At 58.9% G+C, this 17,918-nt stretch carries 15 protein-coding genes and 3 pseudogenes; 7 read left to right on the forward strand and 11 right to left on the reverse strand.

Annotated elements, in window-relative coordinates:
- The first annotated feature begins 89 nt into the window (after positions 1-89).
- Complete coding sequence (locus K7H91_RS21995) at positions 90-1,007, forward strand: LysR family transcriptional regulator (RefSeq protein WP_230722347.1); 918 nt, start codon at positions 90-92, stop codon at positions 1,005-1,007.
- 261 nt (positions 1,008-1,268) lie between these two features.
- Here the strand turns inward: K7H91_RS21995 and K7H91_RS22000 are convergent.
- Positions 1,269-1,553, reverse strand: a pseudogene (locus K7H91_RS22000) (transposase domain-containing protein); the annotation flags it as partial.
- 57 nt (positions 1,554-1,610) lie between these two features.
- Between K7H91_RS22000 and K7H91_RS22005 the strand changes: the two are divergent.
- Positions 1,611-2,294, forward strand: a pseudogene (locus tag K7H91_RS22005) (IS6 family transposase); the annotation flags it as partial.
- Between the two features lie 222 nt (positions 2,295-2,516).
- Positions 2,517-3,488, forward strand: coding sequence for a ketopantoate reductase family protein (locus K7H91_RS22010; RefSeq protein WP_111791488.1), 972 nt, complete (start codon positions 2,517-2,519; stop codon positions 3,486-3,488).
- A gap of 244 nt (positions 3,489-3,732) precedes the next feature.
- Here the strand turns inward: K7H91_RS22010 and K7H91_RS22015 are convergent, their stop codons facing one another.
- Together K7H91_RS22015 and K7H91_RS22020 are read right to left on the reverse strand one after the other, a co-directional pair.
- Entirely contained in the window at positions 3,733-4,125 is a 393-nt protein-coding gene (locus tag K7H91_RS22015; RefSeq protein WP_330166035.1) for a VOC family protein, read from the reverse strand.
- Positions 4,126-4,433: 308 nt separating this feature from the next.
- A complete protein-coding gene (locus tag K7H91_RS22020) occupies positions 4,434-5,183 on the reverse strand; it encodes an AraC family transcriptional regulator (RefSeq protein WP_230722349.1) in 750 nt (249 codons plus the stop codon).
- An 88-nt stretch (positions 5,184-5,271) separates the two neighbouring features.
- On the opposite strand from K7H91_RS22020, the gene K7H91_RS22025 reads away from it, so the two are divergent.
- Positions 5,272-6,477 carry an MFS transporter gene (locus K7H91_RS22025; protein ID WP_230722350.1) on the forward strand — a complete coding sequence of 402 codons (1,206 nt, stop codon included), beginning with the start codon at positions 5,272-5,274 and terminating at the stop codon, positions 6,475-6,477.
- 236 nt (positions 6,478-6,713) lie between these two features.
- Here K7H91_RS22025 and K7H91_RS22030 read toward each other — a convergent pair whose 3' ends face one another.
- From K7H91_RS22030 to K7H91_RS22045, 4 genes are read right to left on the reverse strand one after another with little or no spacing between them, the layout of a single operon-like run.
- The gene (locus K7H91_RS22030; RefSeq protein WP_230722351.1) at positions 6,714-7,994 is read right to left on the reverse strand and encodes a TRAP transporter large permease; all 1,281 of its coding nucleotides are present in this window, start codon (positions 7,992-7,994) and stop codon (positions 6,714-6,716) included.
- Between the two features lies 1 nt (position 7,995).
- Entirely contained in the window at positions 7,996-8,547 is a 552-nt protein-coding gene (locus K7H91_RS22035; protein WP_230722352.1) for a TRAP transporter small permease subunit, read from the reverse strand.
- A gap of 5 nt (positions 8,548-8,552) precedes the next feature.
- Positions 8,553-9,635 (reverse strand): TRAP transporter substrate-binding protein, encoded by a 1,083-nt coding sequence (locus K7H91_RS22040; RefSeq protein WP_230722353.1) that lies wholly within the window; start codon positions 9,633-9,635, stop codon positions 8,553-8,555.
- A 60-nt stretch (positions 9,636-9,695) separates the two neighbouring features.
- Positions 9,696-10,742, reverse strand: coding sequence for a glutamate cyclase domain-containing protein (locus K7H91_RS22045; RefSeq protein ID WP_230722354.1), 1,047 nt, complete (start codon positions 10,740-10,742; stop codon positions 9,696-9,698).
- A 170-nt stretch (positions 10,743-10,912) separates the two neighbouring features.
- Here K7H91_RS22045 and K7H91_RS22050 point away from each other — a divergent pair, with 170 nt between their 5' ends.
- Positions 10,913-11,833, forward strand: a complete 921-nt coding sequence (locus K7H91_RS22050) for a LysR family transcriptional regulator (protein WP_230722355.1) — start codon at positions 10,913-10,915, stop codon at positions 11,831-11,833.
- A 139-nt stretch (positions 11,834-11,972) separates the two neighbouring features.
- Here the strand turns inward: K7H91_RS22050 and K7H91_RS22055 are convergent, their stop codons facing one another.
- From K7H91_RS22055 to K7H91_RS22065, 3 genes are all read right to left on the reverse strand, one after another.
- A complete protein-coding gene (locus tag K7H91_RS22055) occupies positions 11,973-12,338 on the reverse strand; it encodes a nuclear transport factor 2 family protein (RefSeq protein ID WP_230722356.1) in 366 nt (121 codons plus the stop codon).
- A gap of 76 nt (positions 12,339-12,414) precedes the next feature.
- On the reverse strand, positions 12,415-13,023 hold the full coding sequence (locus tag K7H91_RS22060) for an NADPH-dependent F420 reductase (protein WP_230722357.1): 609 nt from the start codon (positions 13,021-13,023) through the stop codon (positions 12,415-12,417).
- A 120-nt stretch (positions 13,024-13,143) separates the two neighbouring features.
- The gene (locus K7H91_RS22065; protein ID WP_230722358.1) at positions 13,144-14,157 is read right to left on the reverse strand and encodes an alcohol dehydrogenase catalytic domain-containing protein; all 1,014 of its coding nucleotides are present in this window, start codon (positions 14,155-14,157) and stop codon (positions 13,144-13,146) included.
- A 111-nt stretch (positions 14,158-14,268) separates the two neighbouring features.
- On the opposite strand from K7H91_RS22065, the gene K7H91_RS22070 reads away from it, so the two are divergent.
- Positions 14,269-14,841 (forward strand): TetR/AcrR family transcriptional regulator, encoded by a 573-nt coding sequence (locus K7H91_RS22070; protein WP_230722359.1) that lies wholly within the window; start codon positions 14,269-14,271, stop codon positions 14,839-14,841.
- Positions 14,842-15,262: 421 nt separating this feature from the next.
- Here the strand turns inward: K7H91_RS22070 and K7H91_RS25905 are convergent.
- Positions 15,263-15,379: pseudogene (locus tag K7H91_RS25905) on the reverse strand (transcriptional regulator domain-containing protein); the annotation flags it as partial.
- 856 nt (positions 15,380-16,235) lie between these two features.
- Between K7H91_RS25905 and K7H91_RS22075 the strand changes: the two are divergent.
- Positions 16,236-17,918, forward strand: a 1,683-nt coding sequence (locus tag K7H91_RS22075) for a recombinase family protein (RefSeq protein WP_230722360.1), incomplete at its 3' end; no start/stop codon positions are given.

Consider the following 17,918-nt stretch of genomic DNA (forward strand, 5'->3'; position numbering starts at 1 on the left):
TCCTCCCTTGCTCGAAACTTGACGCAACGACCACGTCAGGTCCAATATCCATTTCAGATGCATCATTACAAATTTGCATAGTGGGCTCCATGAATGAATTTTTGAGATTCCTCGCAGTAGCCGATATCGGCAACGTCTCGCGTGCGGCTGAGACTCTGAATCTGTCGCAACCAGCCCTTTCTCGGTCAATTTTTCTGCTTGAGCGGCGTTTTCGCACCACACTCTTTGTCCGGCGGAACGGAAAGATGGAACTGACCGGCGCCGGTCGTATTCTTTACGACCATGCAAGTCGTGCATTGAACTTGTTGCATAGCGCGGAAGAGAGAATCGATTATGAAGGGGTCGGCGGCTCACTTTCGCTCAGCATATGCGCCGGCGACTCTTGGGGTAACGCGATCTTGCCCGCCATTGTCGCCGCGTTTACCAGGGCCCATCCTGAGATCGACGTCAGACTTGACATCGTCGGCAGCGACGAGCGCATGGCCGGGCTTTCGGCCGGAAATTACGAGCTATCTTATGGCATATTGTTGCCGCGCCACGAGGCGACCGGAAAGCTGCGGTTCAAGCCGATGATGGAAGCGCCTTATATCGTCTACGCATCGCAGAAGCACCCGCTGCGCGCGCTGGGGCGCTCGCCTACGGCCGAGGAGCTTCTGTCCTGTGGTTGGCTGAAACATAAGTTCGAATACGATCACGATCCGGCCAGATGGCAAAGCATCGGCCGGCGCTATGCCCTCAGCACAAACACGACGCTGAGCTCCCTGGAGCTTATCAGGCAGACGGAACTGCTGATGTCAACATCCGAGATAAATGCCGCTCTGTTCGCGCGCCATGGGGTGACGATGCTATGTCCCGACCCTGAAACATACCGCCATATATCGGGTCTGCACACACTGGCGGAGGTTGAGCTCGGGCAGGCGGCCAAGCTGTTCAAGAACTGGTGCGAGAAGCAGTTTATCGAGACTGTTTCAGACCACTTCACCGGACCGTTACAGAAGCACTATTAACTCAGAGGTTAAGTTCCAGTTTTTGATGGTTGGGTTTAGGTTGATTTTTTGGCTCGAGCCCGCTGCTTGCAGATGAACTCGGTCGATGTAGACGCCCAAGTTCTTTTGCTGCTGCTTAGGATGGGAATCTGTAATTGGGGTCGGTTTCGGCTGGGGGCAGAGTGACACCCTAGGCTTTTCCGCTCATGAGTTAGGTATATTCCCCGGCCAGCAGGAATTTGCGGCGAGCTAAGTCAGGTGTAAGCGGCAAACCGAGCCCGTTCAGGCGTGGTAATTCCACGGCATAAGCGCTTCGATTCCACTGCTTGGCCAACCGTTGGCGATGCGCTCGAGGGTCTGGGTAAGCCAGCTATTCGGATCGACATTGTTCATTTTTGCCGTCTGCAGCAGCGTGGCGATCGTTGCCCAGCTTCTTCCGCCGCCGTCGCTGCCGGCAAACAGTGAATTCTTCCGCGTTATGGCCTGCGGCCGGGTTGCCCGTTCAACGATGTTCGAGTCGAGCTCGACGCGGCCATCGGTCAGCAAGCGCTCAAAGATGGCGCGGCGCGCAGTCGGTGATGTCAGGTTAACCGCAGCTGAAAGATTTGCAGATATCTAGCGGTCATGAGCCAAAGTCCTGTCAGCTACAAGCGCCATCGTTTCCCATCATCTGTGATCGCCCATGCGGTCTGGCTGTATTTCCGGTTTCCACTGAGCCTGCGTCTGGTAGAGGAGATGCTGTTGGAGCGCGGTATCATCGTTTCCTATGAGACGATCCGCTGCTGGGCAAAGAAGTTCGGGCCAGTCTATGCTCGCCGTCTGCGTCGCAAAGCGCCGAACCCAACGGATGTATGGCATCTGGACGAGGTCGTGGTGACAATCGGCGGCCGCAAACACTGGCTCTGGCGGGCCGTCGACCAGGACGGCTATGTGCTCGACGAGATCGTCCAGGTACGCCGGAACACCAAGGCTGCCAAGCGTCTTTTGACCCGGCTGATGTCGAAGCAGGGAGGCGTACCCAAGCGCATCGTCACAGACAAGCTTGGCTCCTATGGTGCTGCGAGGCGCCAGATCATGCCGGCGGTCGAGCATCGATCGCACAAGGGGCTGAACAATCGAGCCGAAAACTCGCACCTGCCGCTGCGAAAACGGGAGCGGGTGATGCAGCGGTTCCGTTCGGCAGGCGCAGTGCAACGTTTCACCAGCGTCTTCTCCGCAGTCCGAAATCTCTTCGTCCCAACCCACCTGAAAAAGACCGCCATCGACGTCCACCTGCATCGTCTCAGGGCGCTCGCACATTGGAAGGCATGGCCGGGATCGCCGCATGATCACTTCGAGCCGGTCGAATCCCAACTCGCCTCCGTTAACCTGACATCACCATCGAAGGGTTGGTCTGGCGAAGCGCTGTCGATCTTTAATGCGGCCGGAATCGCAAATATTATCTGGACGTTCGTTGTCTTCCTCCCAAGTCTTTTAAAATTACAAGATGGAACCGGGCCTGTCCGGATCGCTTGCACAAGGTGTTTGAAAATGCGCTTCATAATTCATGGTGTGGGTGCCATCGGCGGCACGATTGCGGTCTCGCTTGCTTCGGCCAGTCAGAAGGTCATCGGGATCGCGCGCGGCGAGCAGCTAAAGGCGATCAAAGCGAAGGGGCTGACATTGCGGACTCCCAGGGGAACCGAGACCTGTCACTTCGAATGCGTGGAATCGCCGAGCGCGATCGCGCTTCTTCCTGACGATGTGGTGCTGGTCTGTACGAAGACCCAACACATGGGTGCAGTGATCGAGCAACTCGCGGCGGCTGGCCTTCAGGACCAGTCGATCTTCTGCTTCCAGAACGGTGTCGAGAACGAACGCACCGCTTTGCGGCGTTTTGCCAATGTACATGGCGTGAGCGTCATACTGCCGGCGGACTATGTCACGCCTGGCGAGATCCTCGCCTTCGGATCACCTCACTCCGGCTATTTCTATCTTGGCCGGTATCCGCAAGGTTTCGACAGTGTCGATGAAGCCGTCGCGCAGGCGCTCACGGCGTCAGGCCTGCCAGCCTTTGTGGTTCCGGACGTGATGAAGAACAAATATGGAAAGCTGCTCTTAAACCTTCACAACATCGTCGAGGCCGCATGCGCCGACCAGGGCGATATCGCGCCAATCGTCGACCTTCTCCGCGAAGAGGCAGAGGTGGTTTTCGCCGCTTCGGGCGTGCAATGGCAGAGCGTCGGTGAAACCGATCCCAACCGTGGAAGGCTGATGAAGATGGCATCGATCGCAGGTTTCAGCCGTGCGGGGAGCTCCTCCATGCAAAGCCTTGCCCGCTCCACGGGATCTATCGAGACCGATTATCTCAACGGTGAAGTCGTTCTACTGGGGCGGCTGCATGGTGTCCCCACTCCTGCCAATACCTGGTTCTGCGAACTCGCTGCCCGCATGGTACGAGAAAAACTGCGGCCCGGAACGATTCCGCTGGACGAGGTCAAGCGGGCGCTGTCTCTCGCTTAGAGTATCGGGTTTGATCAACATCTGTGTGCAGCCGGTGGTCGAAGGCACCCAATGACAGAAGGTGCAAGAGCGGCTTCATTATGTGATCGAACGGACCTGTTCCACCGGCTGCTCCTAACGCAAAAAGCGTCGCAAATATCCTAACATATCAAACAAATCCTCCAGCCCTGAAAAGTAAAGGGAATTTTCGTCGCGAAACTCGCTCTCAAAAGTCGAAGTTTCGCGACAGACATTTGCGATAGATTTAAGCTGCGAGTGACATGCCCTCGGCCTTACGCTCCACGAGCGCCCAAATGTGGCCGAACGGATCGAAGACCGAGGCCACGCGGCGGCCTATCACGTCAGTCTGGATTTCGTCTCGGATCACAGCTCCGGCTGAAAGGGCGCGCTGCATTACACCTTCAATGTTGCCAACCATGAGCTGGAAAATCGTGCTGACCGCCCCTGGTTCTTTCGGAAAGAAAGGGCCACCGTAGGATGGAGACTTTTCGCGATTGGGATTAGAGCCGGCGACCCACACAGGCAGGTTCCCGAACCGCATTTCGACAGCCGCCAGAGCGCCATCGATGTCATTGGTGTTCTCTTCCTGCGCACCAAAGGCGGCGGCATAGAAATTAGCGGCCTCTCTCCCGCCCATGTTCAACAAACAAAGAAAGTTCGACGATGATATCTGCGGACATCTTGGCTCCTCGCTCTATCTGAATCACCTCTCCACCATACCGCAAACTTTGCCGAACCACTGGCATCGGACGAGAGGCCGCCAAATTCAGGATTCACAACCATTTCGCCGAGGGCAGATGACCGGTTTGGGCTCATAAGCAGACGTCTGACCGCGAGAGCCCCGAACGTCCTATATGGGGGCGCATATCCGCGCTAAGTTGGTCCTCGGCTTTCGCTATCCTGATCAGCTAATGTGATTGGGACTGCCCACGCCGATTCGGCTCCTTATTGCTTTTGCCTGTAGCGGGATGGGACGCCGCCTGTTGCACGGCGAAACATTACAGCGAATGAGGCGGAACTGTCATAGCCGAGGTCGAATGCAATGCGGGTCACCTGGTGACCTGCTGATAGCCGGGAAATGGCTGCCAGTACACAAGCCCTGCTACGCCATTCCACGAAGCTCAGGCCGGTGCCTGCGCGAAACACCCGGGTGAAATTGCGCCTGCTCATATTCAGGGCTGCACACCAGTCGTCTAGTTTTGCGTGGACATTCGGCGCAGCGCTGAAAGCCATGCAGTGGTTCCTCAACGGGCCGGCCGGCGGCAATGGAAGCGTCAGAGGAACAATCGGCTGGCTTGCGATTTCCAGCAATACCAATGCAGACATCAGTCTGCGCCTGTTATCTCCAGTCCCGTTCGTCTCCGCAAGCGCATCAAGTAAGGCCCTGAGAAGCGTTCCCACTTCAAGAACAACGCAATGTCGAGGCATCTGAGGCAAGAGCGCGGGCTTCAGGTAGAGACTGCGCATATTCACCTCGCCAACCATCGTGACTTCGTGTGGTGTCTCATCCGGAATCCAGAGCGCTGCATCGGGTGGCATCATCCACAGGCCAGACTGTGTGGTCACGATCGCGGTTCCAGTCAGTCCGTAGAGGAGTTGCGAGCGTTCATGACGATGCTCTTCCAAATGGCTGCCATCGGCATATCGCCGTCCGAGAGCAATAATATCCTCTGGTCCGGTAATGTCTTCGGTCATGGCTCACTCGCGATGTTTTTTGGCTCATGATAGATATCATTGCAAAACGGGCACGGGCAAGAACACTGGGAACCAACGGGAGTTTCCAATGTCCAGTCAAACCACGGTCTCCGTACGGAGACATGATGAAGGCCAGCTCCGGTTTTCCGGTATCGCCACCTCTCACTTTCTGAACGATCTGATGCAGGCTTTGCTGATCGCAAGCTATCCGCTATTGCGCACGGAGCTTTCCCTCGACTTTCTGCAGATCGGCATGCTCAGCCTGACTTATCAGGTCACAGCTTCGGTACTTCAACCGATTGTCGGCGCGCTGACGGATCGTCGTGCGCAGCGATGGAGCCTCGCTTTCGGAATGGCGCTGAGCGGCGTTGGCATCCTCATGCTCGGGTTGGCCGGGAGTTACATCCATCTCCTGATTTCCAGCCTGTTCCTCGGCCTCGGGTCTGCGGTCTTTCATCCCGAAGCGGCTCGGCTTGCGCGCAAATGGGCACGCGAAAAAGTTGGCCTGGGCCAATCACTCTTCCAGCTCGGTGGCAGTCTCGGCACCATGGCGGGACCATTGCTGACAGCGGCGATCGTACTCCCCTATGGTCAGGGCTCGATCACATGGTTCCTGCTCGTTGCCTTGATCGGCGTATTTCTGACAGTATGGATCACTGCAGCCGAGCCGGATCAGATAACTCATGCAGCGACGCGACCTTTCCGCGTCCCTGCCGGTCAGCAAACATCATCCGTCGCGCATCCGGCAGGTCAACTCGCGCTTCTCTTTGCTCTCGTCTGCGCGAAATACATTTATATCGTTTGCTTCAGTAGCTTCCTGGTTTTCTATCTGGAGGCGGCACTCGGCTTTCCGGCTTCGAAGGGACTTATCGTCCTGTTTGGCTTTCATGCGGCGGTTGCGGGGGGAGGCCTTATAGGTGGCGCCTTCAGCGATCGGCTCGGTACGGCTCGCGTCATAGCCTTTTCGTTTTGGGGGGCAGCGCCCTTCGCACTGGCTTTTCCCTATTTGGGGCAGGTCGGGGCGATAGTGGCCGCAATCACGGCGGCTGCGGTCATTGCCTCGGCCTTTCCCGCGATCATTGTTCACGCCCAAAGTCTTGTGCCGGCACGTATAGGAATGATCTCCGGCCTGTTCTACGGCACGGCTTTCGGTGTCGGCGGCCTCGCCTCTGCCGTATTCGGCTGGCTGGCAGACGCCACCAGCGTCCACGCCATCTTCGTCTGGTCGGCCTGGCTGCCACTGGCCGGTGTCCTGACGGTTCTACTCCGCAATTCCAGGCCCGACGCGGGGTGACGTCTGTAGGTTTCCTGGCTATAAGAGCAAGCGTTGCTCCAATTAATGTCGGCTTTTCCGCGTTCGCCAAATCCAGTCTCATGACCGAATAGGCGGCGCTTTGCGGACCGGCAGAAATGGGGCCGTCTGCTGACTGTCCGATCCTGGTTGAGAGTTCCAGAAAGCCGATGTTCGATCAATGACCTTTTGTTGGCCGTTCGCAGCCGGCCCCTGCGAACGACACAACCGAAACCGTGCTAAAACAACAGATTGGGCAACCACAGGGCAAGTTGGGGCGCGGCCAGCATCAGGGCGATCATTGCCATCAGCGCAATAATGAAGGGAGTGACTCCGATGAAGACGTCGGTCAAATCACCCCTTCCCCGCACGCCATGCACGACATAGCACAGCATGCCGATGGGCGGCGTCAGCACCGAGGTCTCGGCGACCAGCACCATCATCACCCCGAACCAGATCGGGTCATAGCCAAGGCCAACGACGATCGGCGTGACGATCGGGATGGTCAGCACGATCATCGCCAGCGTATCCATGAACATGCCGAGCACCAGATAGACCGCGAGGATGAGCAGCATCGTGGCCAGCGGGCTCCAGTTCAACCCGCGAACAAGATCATTCACCGTGCCCGCCATGCCGGTTGCGCCGATGACGAAGTTCAGCAGGAAGGCCAGCAGCGTGATCAGGATCATCATCGACGAGGTGCGAACCGTGCCGATGAACACCTCGACCATCATCGACCAACTCAACCTTCTGGAAAGCGCCGTCAGCACCAACGAGGCAATCACGCCGATCGACGCGGCCTCGGTCGGCGTCGCCCAGCCTGCATAGATAGACCCGATCACCACGGCAAAGAGCCCGAGCGGTGGGGCGAGATCGGATAGGCTGTGCAGCAAGGCCCTGGCCGTGATGGGCGCACGGTCGCCATCCAGCGACGGCTTGACGACGCACAAAACCAGAATGGTCAGCGAAAAGATCAACGCCAGCACGATGCCGGGGACCAGACCCGCCATGAACAGCCGCGGCACGGAGGTATCCGTCAGAAAGCCGTAGATGATCATGTTGATCGAAGGCGGGATCAGAATACCCAGCGTGCCGCCGGCCGCCAGGCTGCCCAGAAACAGGCGCTCGCTGTAGCCGTGGCGATCGACCTGCGGCATCGCTGTGGTGCCGATGGTCGCGGCCGTGGCGACGCTCGATCCCGATGTCGCGGCAAACAGCGCGCTGGCACCGATATTGGCGTGCATCAGCCCGCCCGGCAGCCAGCCGAGCCAGGCCGAAACGCCGCTATACATCCGGTCGGCGATCCCGGAGCGCAGCAGGATCTCGCCCATCATGATGAACATGGGAATCGCGATCAGGGTGAATTCGATGCTGTGCGACCATGCGATCTCCCCGAAGGCGCGCTGCAGCGGCAGCGGCGTCAGTAGCCAGTCCAGCAGCACCGCCAGCCAACCAAGAACCGCGGCAATCGGCAAGCCGAGGGCGATCAGCAGGAACAGAAGAATTAACGCTATGCCCATGTCAAAGTCTCCGCAGCGCCGATTCCGACGCGCCCAGTTCGGCCGCAAGCGCCTTTTCGCCGCGCACCAGGGCACGCACGAGATCAAACAGCAGCGCGATCAGACAGATCAGAAAGAAGATCAGCCCCGCCAGCCATAGCGCCTGCGGTATCCATAGCGGCGTGGCGAGCGGGGTGCTGGCGCGCGCGCCAAGGCGCAGCGATTCCGCCAGCGTGCCCCAGGCATGAAAAACGACAATGCCGATGATTCCGGCAAAGGCGGCCAGCGCCAGCACGTCCAGCAAGCGCTGCACCCCGGCCGGCATGCGGAGATAGACCAGATCGACGCGGATATGGGCGCGCATGAACAGCGCCTGCGCAAAACCCCAGGCCATGGCAATGGCAAAGGCGTAGCCGGCCAGTTCGTCGACGCCGACGAGGCTGTGGTGAAACAGCCTCCGCGCCAGGATTTCTGCCGTCATCAACCCTGCGGACCCCAGCAGCAGCAAGCCGCTGCCGATGGCCGCGAAACGGGCGAGACGTGCCAGTTTGCGAGAGATAAGGGTGTTTTCCAATCCCCTTACCTCGCCGGCTCGAGCTCGATGTCGACGACCTCGCCGACCGTTTCGTTCCAGCGCTGAACGCAATCGGCGCCGCAAGCCTGCGTGAATTCGGGCATCACATTTTCAGCGACAATCGCGCGAAGACGTTCGTTTTCGGCGGCGGTGAGTTCGACCAGCGTCAGATCGGATTTGGTCAGGTTGCGCGGCGCGGTCGCCTCGGGCTCGCAGCGGTCATCGCCGACCGAGCACCAGATGCCCTGCTGGGTCGCGACACGGGCCATCTCCCAGCCGGCAGGTTCGAGTTTCTCGCGGATCTCCGAGCGCAGGAATTCCTGCACGGCGGGGTCAAGTCCATCCCATGTCGCGGAATTGGCGACGATGAAGTTGACGCCCCAGCCGACCGTGAGGTCGACAAGGTGGGTCGCGACATCGGTCCACTTGGCGTTATTGCCGGAATTGGAGCCGGTAAAGGCGCAATCGATCACGCCGCGCTGCAAGGCGGGCACGACTTCGTTGAAGGCCATGGTCACGGGTGTGGCGCCGAGCGCGGCCGTCAGCGATGAGGTCGTGGTCGAAAACACGCGAACCTTCTTGCCGGTCAGGTCATCCAGGCTCGTAACCGGAGTGGCGCACCACAGCACCTGCGCGCCCGTCGGCCAGAAGCCGAGCGGCACCACGTCCAGGCGTTCGCGATAACGTTCCTCAAGCACCGGGCGGTAGACTTCGATGACCTGCTGCAACGTGTCGATATCCTGTGCCAGCCCGGCAAGGTCGATCGAGTCGTTTTCGGCCAGTTCGCCGGAAATCAGCGTCGTGCTGCCCGCAATGATATCGGCAACGCCAGAGGCGGCAAGCCGCATCAACTCGGGGCCCTTGACGCCCAGGTCGGTCATGCTGACGGCGTCGGCAGTGACCTGACCGTTGCTGTCGGCAGGAATGGTTTCATTCCAGAACGGCTGCAGAACATTGGTCCAGTTCGGCGAGTTGACGGGCGAACCGATGACAGACAGTTCCGTTTTCGGCAGATCCTGTGCAAAGCCTGCAAGAGGCAGCAGCCCGACAATGGCTGCGGCGGCGACAAACTTGTGGGATGTATGCATGTGGGTTCTCTCTCTGTTGGTCTGAGGGCGGCCTCGCCGAAGCAAGGCCGATTTGGCGGCTTATCGCGCCGCTTCTTTCATCTTGCCGTGGGACAGCCCACGGTCAGGTGGAGCAATATTGAGCCGCACCATGTCGCGCAGCAATTGAACGATGGCCATCGAGCTTTCGCCTTCCGCGCCGTCGACGATGAAACGCGAGGTGCAGTAGCGCATTTCCCAGCCGCCGGCATCGAGGCAGGCGCGGATCACGCGTTCTTCGGTCTTGGGGTCCTGAACCAGTTCCTTGTCCTTCAACAGGAAGCCCAGCATCGCCGCGACGCCGTAGGCGCCCCAGTTCGAGATCGAGGCGGGCAGGAAGATATCCGTCGCCGTCACCGTGATCGCGCCGCCCGGCTCGTCAGTCTGGGTTTCGCGACCATAGGGATGAAAGTCCTGCATGAAGGAATGGATACGGCCGAAGCCGATCTCATTGCCATTGTCGCCGATGCCGATGCTCAGCACATTCTGGGCCGCGGCCTGATCGAACAACGGCGCGATGTTGACGCAGTTCTTGGGCGCCACGCCCGTCGAATAATGCACGATGCCGCTTTCGTTCGGGCCCAGTCGCTCGATCGCGATGATCGCCTTCGGCTGCATCTTTGCAAGAAGCTCGCTCGCCCAGCCGTCGATCTCTGCCTGGTCCTCCGGCGCCGTCACCTGCGCTGCCCCCATCCGGCGGCCCTTGGCCAGATCATAGTCACGCACCATTAGACCCGCCGCCTCTGACGAGGCCTTGATTGGCGGGGCGTGACAGACTTCCGAAACATAGACCGGCACGGCCTTCAGCCCCCAATACAGCGCGCGGGCAAGCGAAACGGCGCCGGGCGGGCCGTCGCTTTCGCCATGGGGCACTTCGGGCATATAACCCGCGCCGGTCACGATCAGCACGACATCGCCTTCACCGACATGCTCGACGAGTGCCTCGGCAGCGCGCGCGGTGATCGGACGACCGCCGCCCTCGCGTCGCGCCTCGTTGTAGATCGGCGCAATGATATTGTGGTTCATGCCGCGGTTGCGCATTTCGACAGTCACCAGGCGGTCGACATATTCACCAATGATATCCGGCACAGTGCTTCCTTCTTATTGTTCAGCAGTACTTTGCGCTGATCGTAGTGAAGCGCTGCGCGGTGTGGCGAATCGAATTTTGGAATACAGCATCAGGAAATGTTATGCCATTGCTGAAAACGTTCATTCATGTTTGCCTGCATTGGGGCCATTTCCGGTTCAAGGAGACGAGGTTGCGATCGCTCAATCACCGCCAGATGCTGGCCTTTCGCGCCGTGATGCTCAGCGGCAGCATGACGGCCGCTGGCCGCATCCTGCACATCAGCCAGCCGGCTGTGACCCGGTTGGTGCGCGACCTGGAAGCCGATCTCGGTATCACCCTGTTCGCCCGCAAATGGTCGAGCGTCCGCCCGACCACCGAAGCCGTCGCGCTGTTCCGCGAGGTGGAAAAATACTTTGATGCCATGGAGCGCATTCGCGACAATGCCCGGCAAATGCGCGAGCAGCAGGATGGACGGTTGAGGATTGCCGCCATGTCGACGCTTTCGTCCGGTGCCTTGCCCGAGGCCATCAGGCGGTTTCGGGTCAGGCAGCACGAAACCGATTTCTTCATCCATTCCGATAATTCGGTGCATATCCTGGACGCCCTGCAGCGCGACGAATTTTCGGTGGGCCTGTGTCGCGTGCCGCCGGAGCGCACGGATATCGACCATCTGGAGATGCCCGTTTCATCAGCGATCTGCCTGCTGCCGAGAGAGCATGAACTGGTGGCAAAGGACATTGTCACCGTCGAGGACCTCGCCAGGCAGCCGTTCATTTCGCTCGGCGTGAGCAGCCTGCTTCGGATGCAGATCGAAGCCGCGATGGAGGCTGCGGGCATTCAACCCGGCAGGACGGTGCAGACGCTCTATTCCAACACCGTTCCAAGCTACGTTTCCGCCGGGCTCGGCATTTCTGTCGCCGATATCTTCTCCGTCATGGCGATCGACCTGGAAAAGATCGCTGTGAAGCCGTTCGCGCCGGAGATCGAGTTTCGCTTCTCCGCTATCTTTCCGCCGATTGCCAAGACACAGGGAGCGGAGCTGTTTTCACAAGTGTTCTTCGACGTCGTCAAAGATCAGATCGCAGACGTCGAAAATCTGTTCCGGAATTAGGCGTTTGATCCCAGAGTTTGATGGTGCGATGTTTTCCATGGAATGGAAGGAAGCACTATGGGGCAGATACGTCACGGCAGCGCCACGACCACGCACGCAGTCCGAGCTGCAATATCAGGATCGCTGAGAGGCCGTTCTATCAGGACTCAAAGTCGATAAAATCGACGATCCTGCCATCGCGGAGCGTGAAGATGGCAATGAACTTGCCTTCGGCTTTCGTTCCGTCTCGAAACTGGATGTCATCCACCCGTTCGTGGCTGACTACCGGTCCGCGCGCCCACGTCGTGCCGGGCGTAACGGTCATGTCAACGCTGGTCGCGCGGTCCATCGTGACTGCAAAGTCTGGCTGGCTGAAATCTGGTGTCCTCCCGATCTTCCCGAAAGTGAACCTGAAATCATCCGCGAGATAGGCTATGGCCTTGGCGTGGTCTTTCGCATTCCACGCGGCGATGAAGGCATCGATCGTCGCGATGTTGGCCGTTTCTTCGGCGGTCAGCGATATCATGTTGTTTCCGTTTCAAATCTATCATGGGAGATGGCTGCCGATCCAGGAAATAAAAGGAGAGTCTCCCGGAGAGTTGTCATGCTGCATCAGTTGCAAACAGCTCAAGCCTGCTGAACGGGCCGCCAATTTCCATTTGCCGACCTGCGGTCGCGAGCGGACCGATCGCTACGGATTGAAAGCCGATCTGCTCGATCAGACCTGACACAGCCGAGACGGCGTCCGGGTCGTCGCCAGCGACGAACAGGACACGTCTGAAACCTGTCGGCACCGGTGCGAACATCGTTGCAAAAGGAAGCGTATTGAACGCTTTGACGACGCGAGCGGAGGGCGCCAAACGGGTAACGATCTCGCTTCCGGAATCGCCTTCAAGGTTGTCGACCTGAATATCGGGGATGATGCTCAGGATGATGTTCGTGGCATCGACGACGATACGCCCGCCCCAATCGATATCCTTGCGCAGAACGTCTCGGACGTTCCGCCAAGGCACGGCCAGAAGGATCATATCGGCCTGATCGAGAAGGTCATCGACCGTGACCGGTTCGAGAGGCTGATCAAGCCCTCTCACAGTTTCAGCGAGACTTACCGTCTCGCGGCCATTCGTGATCAGGATTTGGTGGCCCGCCGCCGCAAGGTGCGTTCCAAGGGTGGTGCCGACCGTTCCTGCTCCTAAGATTCCAATTTTCATGATGCTTCTCCTGTGGTGCTATACTCACCGCCAGCCGACCGGGTGGATTTCGCGCCGGCGGGCGAGTTCATCCCTTCTGCAGGTCCGGTCCTTTCGACCGGCCAGCATGCAACGCTGAGGCTATGGCCTGAAGAAGATGAAGCCGTCGCGGTTCGGTGCCTCCACGGCCGCAATTGCCTCCTGAACCTCGGCCAGACCGAAAACACCTCCGGTTTTGAAAAGGGACGGCATTTCGGAGGCGAGGTCGAATGCCGATCGAATGTCCTCGGCCTGATCCTCACGAGAGAGTTCGGAGAACCATCTCGTGAACACCACTCCGCGGATGATGAACTGACGGCCGACAATTTCCGGCGCACCGATACCGAGACTGGTGCCGCCAAGAGCGCCGTAGGTGACGATGGCCGCGTCATCAGACAACAGCGATGCGTACTCCCGGACCAGCGAACCGGAAACGCAATCGAGAACGCCGACGATCTTCTTTCCGCGGGCCAGGGACGTCACCTGCGCCTGCCAGTCCGCGTCCTCGCTCGCGGCGATTTGTGCGCCGTTCAGCTCTGCCATGCCACGAGTCGCGCTCGCCTTGCTGCGTGAGAGACCGATTGGCGCGAGGCCTTCCTTGGCCAACAGATGCAGCAGCAGACGCGCAACGACCGAGCCGGCTCCGGTGACGAGCACCGCACCATCGCGCAGCACCTCCTCGCTAGCCGACTTGCGCAAACCGCGCAGGATCATGCGCGCCGTGACATAATTGATCATGAGTTGCGCTGCGATTTCATCGCTGAGGTTCCGCGGGACAGGGATAGCCGCACAAGCTGGGATCACGACGCTCTTCGCCCAGGATCCGGCGGCCGGAAATCCGATAACCCGATCGCCGATCTGGAGATTACCCTGACTTTCGGCCTTCGAGCCAAGGGCGCGAACGATGCCGACAGCCTCCGAACCGTGTCGAACATAGCCGACATCCTCCGGGATGCGTGGTTGCGCTCGGATCAGTTGCAGATCTCCATGATGGACAGGTGCAAGCGTGACGTCGACCAGGGCTTCCCCTGGGCCGAGCTCGTTGTAGTCCTCGATATCCATGGGCTTCAGCACATCAGCCGGTCCCCCCAGGGCGTTCTGAACGACAGCCTTCATGGTCACTCCTTGTTCGCTTGCAATGTGCGATCCCATGCTTTTAATAATGACACGTGACATCAAATTAATGATGATATATGACATCATTGTCAAGCCTCAGGGGAGTACGTGATGCGGGTGACCAAGGAAGTGGCGGCAGAGAACAGGAGGAAGATCCTCGAGACTGCGACGCAACTCTTCAAAGTGCATGGCTTCGACAACGTCTCCGTCGCGGACCTAACCAAGGTCGCCGGATTCACGCATGGCGGCTTCTACAATCACTTCGGATCAAAAGCCGATCTTGCAGCTGAAACGGTCCGATACGCGTTCGACAAGGCCTTGAGCGAAATCTCCAGAGACAATGCTGCGGGTGACACGACGCCCATGGCAGATCGGCTGGCAAACTACCTTTCGGCCGAACACCGCGACAACCCCGGGGGAGGTTGCCCGACTGGCAGTCTGCCCGTTGACGTGGGGCGCTCTGTTGCTGGAGCACAGCAGGCCTACGCAGATGGGCTTGAGCGTTACATAGAGCTGATAGAGGATGTGTTCCCCGCGAGCGAGAGCCATAGCCGCGAGGCGGCGATTGCCACCCTGTCGACGCTCGTTGGCGCGATAATCCTGTCGCGTGCAGTGCGGGAAGGCAACCCTGAGCTGTCGGATGAAATCCTGCGAGCCGCCTCTTTTCGTACCGAGCCTCGCTAAGGCAGGATCTAGGAGGTTCCCGAAGACGGAGTTGATCGGGAATATTCCTGAAGTCCTGCCCCGGTTTTCTGCCGCGCAGAAGCGGCGTGCGGCATGGGCGCGCAATTCGAGGAATTCGTCCATCGGAAGAGCGGTGATGTAGAATGCCGTCGCATCAGGCAAGGATTCGGACAGCCAGAACTGGTGTTCGACGCCATCCGTCCGTCAAATACCGTGCCAGGCGTCGGCGGCGCGACGCAGTTCGAGGCCGTCGAGATGGGCGAGAACGATGGCCGGCTGGCCGGTAGCCTCGTCCGGTCCGGCCGGCACCAGTTTGACGGCCTGCGGCTGAAATCGGGGGGACCAGAACAGTGGATCGTGCGGGAAACCGCAATCCCCACCGTCGTACGAAGTTTTCGAGCTCACTCCCATCCGAACGCCCGGTCCGGATCAGACGCTGAAAATCTCTTTGAGACTCGTCATTGCGACGAAGATACTCCCAGGCGAGACCGGAAGCAAGAAGGTCTTTGCATGCCCGTGAGCCGCTGGCGTCTACCAATTAGCTCTAGCCATGGCGTGTCCTCCTCGCGGACGTGCGACACCACGCCCGATCCATGCGTTTCCACTGCGGATCAGTCAGCCAATAGAGGGAATAGCGCGATATGTTGTTCGGGATACCCGAACACTTGTCGCTGCTCAGGTACATGGTTCTTCCATGGTTTCCGCGAGCCGGGCACAGCCCGGCGAGCGTCGGCCATGTGTTCTGGCATGGCCACAACGCCGATCCGCGACGCCGGATCGGCGGAAAACTGGGGAACCCCGAAAGCCTGAAACGCGCAAACGCGCCCGTCGCTCCCACTTCATCAAGATCATCGCAGCCTGGGTGATCACAGTGCCCGCCGCAGCGCTTATGTCCGCCGCATGTTTCCTGCTGCTGCGCGCAATCGGGTTTTTTTGGCGAAAGCGCGTCTGCGGGATGCGCCATAAAGCGAGAGGCATTTGCCCTCACTAAACGATTGACAGGTACAGACGTTTCAGCACAACCAACATACACTCTCGTTATAAGGGGAATCTTTCATAAGATTTCTCTTAGTTATCAACATTTTACGCAGTTTTTCGTATTATTTGGACTGGATAACATTTTCGCACACCGGGTAAACTGCTCCCATCAACCACAGCGGAGGCAAGGCCTCCACCGGACTGGAGCACTCGGGCCTATGGCGCGAGAACGGACGAGGCATGTCAAAATCAGGAACAAGGTGGCGGGTGACGCCCGCACTTTGTCTGTTGACAATGCGACTGCTCCTTCAGACCATAAAGAAGATTTCTACAACTTCATCCGCGCTCTCGCTCGTGATCAGGCACGCAAGGACCATGATCGCGATCCGGGGTGAGAGGCAATCCGGAGACCAGCGATGTCCAGTCCCATCCGCGCTGTCATATACGCCCGTTACTCGACTGATCTTCAGCGTGACGCCTCGATCAATGACCAGGTTCGCGCGTGCCATGACTACGCAAAGCGTCAGGGTCTCGATGTAGTCGAGATCTATTCCGACCGCGCAACGTCCGGCGCCAGCCTGATGCGCAGCGGAATCCAGAAGCTGATGCGCGATGCGCAGTCGCGGCAATTCGATATTGTGATCACGCACGCCCTCGATCGTCTGTCACGCAATCAGGCCGACATCGCAGGCCTCTATCAAAAACTTCAATTTGCCGGCGTCATGATCGAGACGATCTCGGAAGGCAGCATCGATGAGATGCATATCGGCCTGAAAGGCACGATGAATGCGCTCTATCTCAAGGATCTTGGCAAAAAGACACGCGAGGGGCTTCGCGGCCGTGCATCGGCAGGCAAATCCGCCGGCGGCAAGACCTATGGCTATGATGTTGTCGCCAGGCGCGATCAGGTGGGCGAGCCCGTTCACGGAGAACGCGCGATCAATCGGAGTGAAGCAGCCATTGTCCAACGTATTTTCCGCGAATACGCGAATGGCATCTCGCCGAAGAAGATTGCGGAAGCGTTGAACCGCGAACAAGTCCCGGCGCCCCGCGGAAAGCACTGGGGCGCCTCTACAATCCATGGAAACCGGGAACGAGGCACCGGCATTCTCAACAATGAACTCTATATTGGTAGGCTTGTCTGGAACCGTCTCACCTATGTCAAAGATCCCGAGACGGGAAAGCGAGTGTCGCGCCCGAACAGGCAAGAGGATCTGACCATAACCGACGTCCCGGATCTGCGGATCGTCGATCAGGGCGTCTGGGAGGCCGCCAAAGCTCGACAAGGCGCGCTCAAATCGAAGGGCACCGGAACAGCCGTCTGGGACCGACGGCGTCCGCGAACGTTGTTTTCCGGGCTGATGCGTTGCGGTTGCTGCGGCAGCGGTTTTTCCAAAATACAGAAAGATGCTTTCGGGTGCTCCGCCGCGCGCAACAAGGGCAACGCCGTCTGCACCAACATGCTCACCATAAAGCAGCGAGATCTCGAAACCCGTGTTCTTGACGCGCTGACCAACAATCTGATGGAGCCGGAAGTTGTCAGGATTTTCTGCGAAGAATATACAGCGGAACGGAACCGGCTTGCCAATTCAGCGGCATCAGATCGCAAAACCAAGGAAGCAGAGTTGGCCAAGGTCAAGAACGATCATGCCAAACTGGTTGACGCGATTGTCGCCGGCGTGCCGGCCGATCAGGTCAAGGACCGCATGAACGACCTCGATCGGCGCCGCAAGGCCCTTGAGCACGAGCTTGCAACCATCGAGGCGCCGGAGCCGGTCCTGTACCACCCGTCGATGGCGGCACGCTATCGCGAGCAAGTTACAATGCTCATCGCTGGCTTGAGCGAAGCTGATCAGATGCTCGGGTCGAAAGAAGCGCTTCGCGATCTGATCGAGAAGATCGTTCTGACGCCATCGGAAGACGGAACCGGTCTCGACATCGACCTTCATGGCGCGATTGCGGGACTACTGCATCTCGCGACGGGTGTTTCGGCGCAGAACGACAAAAAGGCTTCACCCGGTGCGAGTGAAGCCTTTGATATGCTTGATAAAACAGTGTTGGTTGCGGGGGCAGGATTTGAACCTGCGGCCTTCAGGTTA

It is taken from the genome of Martelella mediterranea (genome assembly GCF_021021415.1).
Classification (GTDB): Bacteria; Pseudomonadota; Alphaproteobacteria; order Rhizobiales; family Rhizobiaceae; genus Martelella; species Martelella mediterranea_C.